The organism is Desulfonatronospira sp. MSAO_Bac3, assembly GCF_003838035.1.
GTDB lineage: Bacteria > Desulfobacterota > Desulfovibrionia > Desulfovibrionales > Desulfonatronovibrionaceae > Desulfonatronospira > Desulfonatronospira thiodismutans.
Window position 1 is genome coordinate 1 of sequence record NZ_QYZY01000239.1, and the last position, 8901, is coordinate 8901.

An 8901-nucleotide genomic window follows, 5' to 3' on the forward strand; every position below is an offset into this window, starting at 1 on the left:
AAAGCTCCCGGAACATGTACCCGCAGGTGGGACAGGAGCAAACTATATCGTGCCCGGCATCCAGGGTCCGGGTCAGGCTTTCCAGGTTGCGCTGCATCATCTTCAGGGTCAGATCCCGGTCCCCTTCCAGCATCACCGGCATAGCGCAGCAGTTCTGCTCTGGATAATACACACTGATATTGTTTCTCTGCAGGATGCCCACGGCGGCTCTGGCCGCTTCCGGAAAAAAGAACCTGGCTGAGCAGCCGGCAAAAAGGGCTGCTCCCGGAGTGTCTGCACAAGATGTATCAGCAATGCCCTTTTTTCTGGTCCATGAATCCAGGTCCTGCTCAGGAATTCTGGGTATATCCCTGTCCGGGTGCAGTCCGGCGGATTTTTTAAGAAGATTTGAGGCAAGCCTGCCCTGGAGCAGCAGGTTTGCAAGAGAAGGGACACGGGTCATCTTACCGGCCCATTTTTCAACGTCCTGAATAATTTTCAGGGCCGGGCTCATTTTGTCTCGCTCTATAAAGGAGCTTTTGGCATCCAGAATGCGGTTGCGGATCTCCGGGCAGGGGCAAAGGGCGCAGAAGTTGCAGCGATCCACCATAAGGCGCAGGTCCTTAGATCCAGGACTCCTGCCCGTTTCCTGCATGTCATCGAACAGGCGGTAAAGTTCCTGGAAAAAAGGACAGACATCGGTCATCATGGTGCGACATTCGTCACAGTCTGCACAGCGCTCCAGGACATACCGGGCTTTATTTTCAGGAGATTCAGACACTTGCTTGATCCTTGATTATATAGACTTTTTCCGCGACCTTGCACGGAAAAAGTGGCCCCTCCGGGGCATCATTCCTTTATTGTTTCCAAGCTCTGCGTGGGAACATCTTCCGGACGCTCCGCGTCCACCAATGATCCAGCACTCACTTTTGAATACTATTTATTTCTGGTATTTCTCCATTGCCAAAAGTGAGTGCTGGATCCAGATACGCTCCCACGCAGAGCGTGGGAGCAATAAGAAAAAAAAAGCTTCCGTGTCCTTCCGTGTGTTCCGTGGGCAAAACTTCTTGGCTTTCTTTGAAAATGAAACAACATTTTGAGCGTAAAACGCTTAACTAATCGGAGTTTTTATTTTTTTCGGGCGACCGCGTAAAGACGGGTCAAGATTATGTTGTCCTCGCCGGGCACTGGGAAGCAGGCGATGCGCAGTCACATTTAAAACGAAGTTAACCGCTTAAAACCAGGGGAAATTCAGGCGGAACCAGAAAACTTACATTTACCCCGTCCACCCTGGTTGAATGTGTAAGCCCCTGGTTGACCACCAGAACCTGATCCGGTCTGTAGGCCTGGATAAAGCTTCGCAGTGAACGGCTAATCTTTGGCTTTTTTATATTTGAAGACTTGACCTCAACTGCAATGATCTTCTGCCCTTTTTGCAGAACAAAATCAACTTCTGCACCTGAAGAACTTCTCCAGAAATTGAGCCCGTCCAGAATAGGATGCATGTACTTGGACAACTCGCAAAAAACCATGTTTTCCATGACTGCTCCGGCATCAGACCTGTTGTGCAGGGACTGAAAGCCCCCGAACAAAAAATTACGCAATCCGTTGTCCAGAAAAAAAATCTTGGGTCTGGAAGTGATTTCGGCTCGCTTGCCTCCAATATAAGGTGGAAGCAGTCTGATTATATGGTTTTCTTCCAGGATATTCAGATACTGACTTACTGTATTTACACTGACTCCCAGGGAATCCGCCAGGTTGGAATAGTTCACCGAGTTGCCGCTCATGGATGCTGCCAGACCCAGAAGCTTTCTGAACGCCTCTGGATTGCGTATTCTGTAAATATCCGATGCATCCCGCAGGACAAAAGCCTCCACGAGGCGGGCCAGCACGCTTTCCCGCTCAGTACTGCGAAAGACTTCCGGATATCCTCCCCAGACAAGGAGTTTTTCCCATAAACTTTTGCCCTCCATGAGGCGAACAGTTTCAGGAACATGGCCAGGCAAAACTTCCGACAGGCTTAAAGGCAGAAGCAGGTGACGCTCGGCCCTGCCGGCCAGGGACTCCCTGGTCCGGGCATGCAGATGAAAACTCGAAGAACCGGTTGCAATGATGGCCTTTCTGGTTCTCAAATCTGCAAGACCTTTTAAAAACAGTCCGGCTTCCTGCAAGTGCTGGATTTCATCGAAAAACCAGCCCCGGGCCTGAGAGGCCAGGTGCTCCATTTCCTGGAAAAACAGGGCTGGCGAAGAACAAAGTTCTTTGAGGCTCTGTTCTTCACAATTTATGTACATCCAGGGCTTGGAGTCCTCCTGGATGGTTTTCCAGATCAGTGTGGATTTACCGGCCTGCCTGGGGCCGGTGAGCAGGCATACCCGGTCCTCAACCGGATTTATCTTTTTGCTGCGGGGGATATAATCGGTTGGAATATATTTGCCGGCACAGCCCGGCCATGCTGAAGCGTCCCGGATCCAGGGATTAAGCCCAAGAAGGACCCTGTAGGTATGTTCATCCATAGCATATCAATAACCCTGAAAAATCAGGCTGTCAATGCAAATAAAGCCTGCTCATTTGCAATAACGATGAAAATAAACCTCACCCCATGGGAAAATTCTCCACCAGGTCCCAGATACCGCAGGGGCAGCATTTGCCGCAGAAACCGCATCCGATGCATTTTTCCGGATCCGCTGCCCGCTGAAATTTTCCCTGGGGCAGATCAGTCCGCTCAATGGCCCCGGTGGGACAGACCGCATCACAAAGCCCGCAATCCATGCACGATCCACATGACGAGCACTGCTCTGCGCAGCCGTTCAAGCCTTCAAAATGTGTAATTCTTGGGTCATAGTATTCCTGGGTCATGCGGGAATAATCGATGCGCTCCGAACTCTCGCTGTATTCCACATCAAATCTTTCCAGCCAAGATTTGCCCTGGTCCGGGCGTTTGCCCGTCAGCAGGGCATCAATGGTCTGAGCAGCCTTGCGCCCGGCCCCGATGGCATCGGTTAAAAGGCCGGGCTTTACAATATCGCCGATGGCAAATACCTGCGGGTCAGAGGTGCGGTTTTCCTCATCAACCAGTACAAACCCCTGCCTGGTGCTTATGGATTCCGGCAGGAACTCAAGGTCCGGCATATCCCCTATGGAAATGACCACAGTATCTGCCGGTATGACTTCCCCGGAGGTCAAAACCACCCCTTGCGCAGTCACCTCTTTGGTGAAGCAGGGATACCTGAACTTGGCCCCTGCGTGTTCGGCCTCCCGGCGCTCCTTGCCGAAAGAAGCCGGCTCCTGGATGTCTATCAGGGTAATTTCCCGGGCTCCCAGCCGGTGGGCCTCGGTGGCCACGTCGCATCCGACATTGCCCGCACCGATTATCACCAGTCTCTCCCCTACTTCCTGGGTCCCCTGCCTGGCATTTTTAAGAAAGGTCAAAGCCGGGATAATTCTGTCGGAACCCGGAATGGGGATGGTCCTGGGTGTTCTGGCCCCCACCGCCACAACTACGTAATCAAAATCGGATTTAAGCTGTTCAAATTCGCTTCTGGTGAGCTTTTGCTGCAGGTGCACATGCGCCAGGACCTGGCGCACCCTCTCTAACTCTGCATCCAGGATTTCTGCTGGAATGCGGTTTTCCGGGATGGCGGTGGACATCTTGCCCCCCAGGACCTTTTCCAGATCGAATATCACTGCATCGTGGCCCTTGAGGCGCAATTGCCAGGCAACGGATATGCCTGCAGCCCCTCCACCGATTACGGCCACCCTGGAACCGCTCAGATCAGGCAGATCCGGCACCCTGGACCTGGTGCCCTCCCTGCCCAGGCAGGTGATATCCACAGGCTGCAGATTGCTTGTGGTCTTGGTGCAGCCCTGCATGCACAGGTTGGGGCACAGATACCCGCAGATTGACGCCGGAAAAGGAGTAAAGGCCAGGGCTACGTCTACGGCCTCGTCCACCTTGCCCTCCCGGATGAGCCTCCAGCGCTCCTGAACGGGCATGCCTGTGGGACAGGCCCACTGACAGGGGGCCATGTACTTTCTGTGTTCCCATACAGGAACGTAGCGGCGCAGGTCCCCGGTGGTAATAAGAGGAATCTGGCTGCGGTCCAGATCTGTCAGGTCTCCAATGAGACCTCCCCTGCCCAGCTCTTCATCCCAGATCTGAGCACGGAACTGTGCCATGGAACGCCTCCTGGCACCGACCTTTTCCATGGGAGTCCGGGCCACCAGGCACTGCCAGTCCTGACGCACACAAAGCTTGTCATACAGGCTTTCCCTGTTTATTTTTTGCAGAAAAATGCGCAGATTAGTGGCAAACCACTCCCACATTTCATCAGAAATGGGCTCCAGCCTGGCATCGGCCTGGCTGTAGCCCTCAACGGGACCTCTAAAGAATATCTTGCCCCCGACCATCCCTACGCAGGGACGATACCCCAGGACACTGGCCGGGTCCTGAGGATTATGCCCGCAGATGACGGCCACTCCCCCGGCCATGAACTCGGCAAAATAGTCCCCGGCGGAACCCAGCACCCAGAGCTCCGGGGGCTCAAACCTGGGGTTGAACTTGGTCATGGTCATGCCCCTGGAACCGATATTGCCGGCAACAAACACCCGGCCCTGGGCCATGGCATTGCAGGTCCCGTTGGTGGCGTGACCGTGCACCACGATATCCGCCCCGGCATTCAGCCAACCGATATCATCCGAGGCCGGCCCCATTATCTGGATTTCCGTACCCGAAAAACCCATGGAACCAGCCCGCTGACCGGATGACCCGGTAATCAATACCCTGGTATTTTCACCGCCGGGTTTGAATATCCTGCCCCCGAGACCATGCTGGCCAAAGGCCTCAATTTCTATGGTTGACGCCCCCTGCCTGACTGCCTCCTGGATTCTCTCCTCCAGCACCCGCGAAGACACCCTGCCGGAATCATCCCGGCCCTTGAGCCTTATGGTTTCCGCTTCCTGCATCTTTTTCTCCTGACAATTACACTGCATACTTGATGGCCAGCCTGTCCGCCACCGCCCTGTCCGCAATACCCAGGGCATCGGACATGCCTATGGGCAGAGAGGTGGAGCGGCCCAGGGGTGCCAGTATCTTTTTGATCTCGGTATCAAAGCCCACGTAAACATCCACCACCCGCTCAGCCACCTTTTCCGGGTCCAGGCGGCGGTACAGCCTTGGATCCTGTGAGGTGATGCCCTTGGGACACCGGCCGATATTGCAGATGTTGCAGCGATCCCCCTCGGTTCCCAGACATCCTGCCCCGGCCTGCATAATGTACTTGCCTATCTGCACCGCGCTTGCACCCAGCATAATCAGTGCTGCGGCATTGGCGGCCAGGTTGCCGTTTTTGCCGGCCCCACCCCCGGCTATAAGAGGCAGTTCGTTCTGCTGGCCCAGTTTGACCAGATTCAGGTAACAGTCCCGCAGATTGGAGGCTATGGGATGGCCCATGTGATCCATGGAGACATTGTAGGCCGCGCCTGTACCTCCGTCTTCCCCGTCAATGGCCAGTCCTGAGGCATAAGGATTGCGGGTGAGATTATTCAGCACCGCCAGGGAAGTGCTGGATGCCGAAATCTTGGGATAAACCGGAACCCTGAATCCCCAGGCCATGCTCATGGACTGGATCATCTTGGCCACGGCTTCCTCGATGGAATACTTGGTCTGGTGCGTGGGGGGACTGGGCAGGCTCACCCCCGGAGGTACGCCGCGAATGGCGGCTATGAGTTTGTTGACCTTGTGCCACTGCAAAAGGCCGCCGTCCCCGGGCTTGGCTCCCTGGCCGTACTTGATCTCAACGGCGCAGGGGTCCTCCTTCATTTCCGGCAGGGCATGGATTATCTCGTCCCACCCGAAATAGCCGCTGGCGATCTGCAGGATTACGTATTTGAGAAACCTGGAGCGAAGAAGCCTTGGGGGACATCCCCCCTCCCCGGTACAGATGCGCACGGGCATGCCCAGTTCTTCATTGAGGTAGGCCACCCCCATCTGCAGGCCTTCCCACATATTGGGAGACAGGGCTCCGAAACTCATGCTGCCTATCATCAAAGGATGAATTTCCCGCACCGGAGGGGTCCAGCCGTTTTCCTTCCAGCTTGCAAGGGCTTTGGCCGGGGGCAGCACCCTGCCTATCAGGGTACGCAGCTCAAATTCATGACGGCCGGCATCCAGGGCCGGGTCTGTGAGCATGGATATGCGCATGAATTTCATCTGATCCAGGACACTGTCCCCGTGATTGCGCCGGCCGCCCCTGGTCCTGGGCTGCCCTCCACGGTCCCGGTGAAACCTGAGCATATCCGTGGACTCGGACTTTATGGCCGAAATGGAATTGTTGGGGCAGACCAGGTTGCACATGGAGCATCCGATGCAGGCATATCCCGGATCAGTCCTCTGCCGGATACCGTGGTAGACTCCGAAGTTGGAAGCGGGCTTTTCCTGACCTCCCACAAAGGGCACCACTATATTTCTTTTGCGGAAAGTCCCCAGTTCAATGGCATTGACCGGACATACCGCGGTACAGCGCCCGCAAAGGGTGCAGGTATGCACGTCCCAGTGTATCTGCCATGGAAGATCGCGCTGGCTTAATGTTGAAGGGGTAATGGCTGCGTCTGCCGGCATATCCTGACCTCCTTGCATTCAGGGGAGACTATGGCTGTATCTAAGTGCATGGGTTGAAAATCCAGGGACTTGTCCCGGTCCGGTATTACTGCGTCCAGGCCGCAGGCCTCTGATGAAAAGGCATAAAGCCCGGGCCTGCCGCCCACTATGCCCGGGCGGAGCTTCTTGCGGTCCTGAACCATAAACATGGTTTTATCCGGCAGGCATCCGATGACACAGTTGGGGCCGTCGATAATCAGACGTCTGCAGGCCTGCTTTAACCTCTGCAGAAACTCCCGGTCCGGATGAGCTTCCAGGTCGCTGCCCTGCAGGGGCGTAATGACGTGCTTGTAGGCTTCGATACCCAGGCCCATTTCCTTCAGGGTAAAGTGCAGGATATGGGTAAAGACCTCGGAATCCGACTGGTAACCCTCGTAGCCCACAACACCCTGGGTGCTAAGGTATTCTTTAATGGGTACAAATGCGGTGTTCTCGCCGTTGGTCATACTGGAAACGCCCTGGATAAAAAACGGGTGACAGGCATACAGGTTGATGCCGTAATTGGTGTTCTGCCTGCCCTGGGCCAGAATCTGACGGGCACAGAGCTCTTCCCGGTCCAGGCCCAGGTACTGACCGGTCTCCAGAGGATCACCCACTTCCTTGATGGTAATGACATCCGGCCAGAAGCTGAAGACCACCATGTCCTCCTTTTCCTGGCCCATATGCCTGAGATTCAGACGGGTCTCGGTCAATTTACGTTCTTGTAAAACAGGCTCCAGGCTTTTAAATTCTTCCGGCGGATCAAAGACCTGTATGAGATATATCTCGCGTCTGGGAGTACCCGGGGGAGGATTGCCTGTGGTGTCCAGGGTGAGCTGAAACCGGGGAATAAACCCCAGTTCTGCCATGTATTCCTCCATGCGTTTAAAGCCGTTGCGGGTAAAAATCCCGGACAGAATAGGCAGTCCTTTATACCTGCTGAAAGGGCCTTCTAAGGAACTGAGAAAAAGCCCTACTCCTGAACCGTCGTGGCCCTCCTTCATCATGTCCAGGGCCTCAATGGCCTTCATGGGCGAAACACAGGAGGTGCTGGTAAGGGAAAACAAGCGGCACATTTTAATTTACTCTCGGGTTGAAGGTAACAGGAACAGTTGCAGCAACTGCTTCCCGGCCTGACCAGGCCGTATACAGTCAGCCATGCGCACCGGCAAAGAGCCTTTAACGGATGCCGATCCCCGGAGGCCGGGTCTCAGACATGTTTTGGGCGGGAAACACCTTGCTGGCAGGCCTACAGAAAAGTAGACATCTTTAAAAATAATTTGTCAAGATTGTAATAGAAACTCTGGCCAAAATTTATTACCACCTCAGGCATGCTTTCAAGGCATCAGCATAATACCTGGGCCACAATCTGAGCCGTGACCATGCCTGCCTGAAATGTAACCATTACCTTGAACTGTCCTGGACAGACTGCATTTTCCGCGCAGGGATGTGAAAAAAGCCTGGATACCGTTCCTGGCTGTTTCAAATACATATCCACTGTTTTAGCCTTCAGGACCGGACAACCCTTCACGATAAATTTACTTTTTTGCAAAAAAAACAAAACAGCACAGCCTGAAATTCTTATCTCCTGATATAAGTGCTAATGAAAATTATTCTTGACAACGACCAGGCCGTAGTCAAATATATCCTGAGATTATCACCCTCATTACTTCTTTTTTTGTTTGACTAAAGTTATGGCTGCCTGATTAATGTATTCAGACGGCCAGACAGAACAAAACTAAAAAACAAGGGAGGCAGCTATGTGCATATGATTACCGGCTTTCGGGGAAGCTTTCCGGAGCGACCTGCGAAAGCCTGAAAAACAGGGAAGTATAGGCCTTGACCATTTTAAAACTTTCTGGAGGACAAAATGGACGCAAAAGATGCAAAAACATACCTGACCAGCCTGTGCCTGGCCGCCCTGCTCACAGGCGGAGGATTTGCCGCTCCGGGACCTGCATTCGGCATGGGACAGAGCGGATGCTCCACCAACGGAGCCGCAACAGACACCAACAATGGTGACGACAACGACGACGACATTGATGATGAACCCGATGGAAACGGGGCCTGAGAAGGAAACGGCAGCTGATAAGGCTGTCCTGGACGCAGGTCGCGTCCTTTATCTAGTTTTCATCCGGAAACGGTTCTTGTTCCTTTTGGCGGCGTCAATCTGCACAATTATTCGTCAACGTATTAAGATACGCCTCCTCATAATTGCTTGATTTCCTTGCCAAAAGAAAAAACTCCTCGTTTCCGGAAAGAAAACCATCAGTTTCAGCATCCGG

The 8901-nt window shown here is 53.9% G+C and carries 6 protein-coding genes; 1 reads left to right on the forward strand and 5 read right to left on the reverse strand.

Annotation, left to right across the window (positions count from 1 at the left end; genetic code table 11):
* The 5 genes from D5S03_RS08255 to D5S03_RS08275 all read right to left on the reverse strand — a co-directional run.
* The coding region (locus tag D5S03_RS08255) for a heterodisulfide reductase-related iron-sulfur binding cluster (protein WP_287043416.1) at window positions 1-760 on the reverse strand (760 nt) is incomplete at its 3' end.
* Window positions 761-1205: 445 nt separating this feature from the next.
* Window positions 1206-2495 carry an ATP-binding protein gene (locus tag D5S03_RS08260; RefSeq protein WP_008870566.1) on the reverse strand — a complete coding sequence of 430 codons (1290 nt, stop codon included), beginning with the start codon at window positions 2493-2495 and terminating at the stop codon, window positions 1206-1208.
* 79 nt (window positions 2496-2574) lie between these two features.
* Window positions 2575-4944 (reverse strand): FAD-dependent oxidoreductase, encoded by a 2370-nt coding sequence (locus D5S03_RS08265; protein WP_287043417.1) that lies wholly within the window; start codon window positions 4942-4944, stop codon window positions 2575-2577.
* A 16-nt stretch (window positions 4945-4960) separates the two neighbouring features.
* The gene (locus tag D5S03_RS08270) at window positions 4961-6598 is read right to left on the reverse strand and encodes a glutamate synthase-related protein (RefSeq protein WP_287043418.1); all 1638 of its coding nucleotides are present in this window, start codon (window positions 6596-6598) and stop codon (window positions 4961-4963) included.
* Window positions 6562-7692 (reverse strand): class II glutamine amidotransferase domain-containing protein, encoded by a 1131-nt coding sequence (locus D5S03_RS08275; protein WP_008870569.1) that lies wholly within the window; start codon window positions 7690-7692, stop codon window positions 6562-6564. The genes D5S03_RS08270 and D5S03_RS08275 overlap by 37 nt, the downstream gene beginning before the upstream one ends.
* Before the next feature lie 794 nt (window positions 7693-8486).
* On the opposite strand from D5S03_RS08275, the gene sbtA reads away from it, so the two are divergent.
* Window positions 8487-8687: an SbtA family thio(seleno)oxazole RiPP natural product precursor gene (gene sbtA, locus D5S03_RS08280; protein ID WP_008870570.1), complete on the forward strand. Its 201-nt coding sequence runs from the start codon at window positions 8487-8489 to the stop codon at window positions 8685-8687.
* Window positions 8688-8901 lie beyond the last annotated feature (214 nt).

What these genes read in the sequence shown, in the direction of transcription:
- D5S03_RS08260 (WP_008870566.1), bottom strand. Translation starts at nt 2,495, where the DNA reads ATGGATGAACATACCTACAGGGTCCTTCTTGGGCTTAATCCCTGGATC.
- D5S03_RS08265 (WP_287043417.1), bottom strand. Translation starts at nt 4,944, where the DNA reads ATGCAGGAAGCGGAAACCATAAGGCTCAAGGGCCGGGATGATTCCGGC.
- D5S03_RS08270 (WP_287043418.1), bottom strand. Translation starts at nt 6,598, where the DNA reads ATGCCGGCAGACGCAGCCATTACCCCTTCAACATTAAGCCAGCGCGAT.
- D5S03_RS08275 (WP_008870569.1), bottom strand. Translation starts at nt 7,692, where the DNA reads ATGTGCCGCTTGTTTTCCCTTACCAGCACCTCCTGTGTTTCGCCCATG.
- sbtA (WP_008870570.1), top strand. Translation starts at nt 8,487, where the DNA reads ATGGACGCAAAAGATGCAAAAACATACCTGACCAGCCTGTGCCTGGCC.